The following is a 609-nucleotide window of genomic DNA, read 5'->3' on the forward strand; positions in this document are numbered from 1 at the left end:
CGAAGAAGGCTACCGGGAGGTGCTGGTGGTGGAACCGGCGGGCGGGGAGCGGAAGGAGGCCTGGAGGAACCTGCTGAAGGGCCTGGTGGAGCGGGGGCTTCGGGGGGTGAGGCTGGTCATTTCCGACGACCACCCTTCCATCCGCCAAGCGGTGATGGCGGAGCTTCCTGGGGCCAGCTGGCAGCGGCGCGTGGTGCACTTTACGCGGAACGTTTTAGCTCACGTGCCGCGGTCGGAGCGAGGCGTGGTGGCCGAGGAGCTCCAGGAGGTGTTTGTGGCGCGGCGGCGGGGCACGGCGGAATCTTTGGCCCGGGGGTTCGTTGAGCGCTACCGGGACCGGTTTAAGCGGGCGGTGGAGGTGTTTGCCCAGGGTCTGGGGGAGGCCCTGACCTACCTGGACTTTCCCGGGGTCCACCAGCGGCACATCAAGAGCACCAATGTGCTGGAGCGGCTTATCCGTGAGGTGAAGCGGCGGACCAGGGTGGTTGGGGTCTTCCCCGGCGAGGGGAGCCTGGTGAATCTGGCCACGGTGGTGATGCTGAGGGCCACGGCTGCTTTCCCGTCAGGGAAACACGGTGAGGACTGGGCTTTCCGGCGTTACCTGGACAT

At 67.0% G+C, this 609-nt stretch carries 1 protein-coding gene; it reads left to right on the plus strand.

Annotated features, from left to right (window positions below; translation table 11 throughout):
• Positions 1–609: transposase (locus tag NW808_RS06600; protein WP_414420691.1), on the plus strand; the 609-nt coding region annotated here is incomplete at both ends.

The sequence above is a fragment of the Synechococcus sp. W70.1 genome (assembly GCF_047461515.1).
Classification (GTDB): domain Bacteria; phylum Cyanobacteriota; class Cyanobacteriia; order Thermostichales; family Thermostichaceae; genus Thermostichus.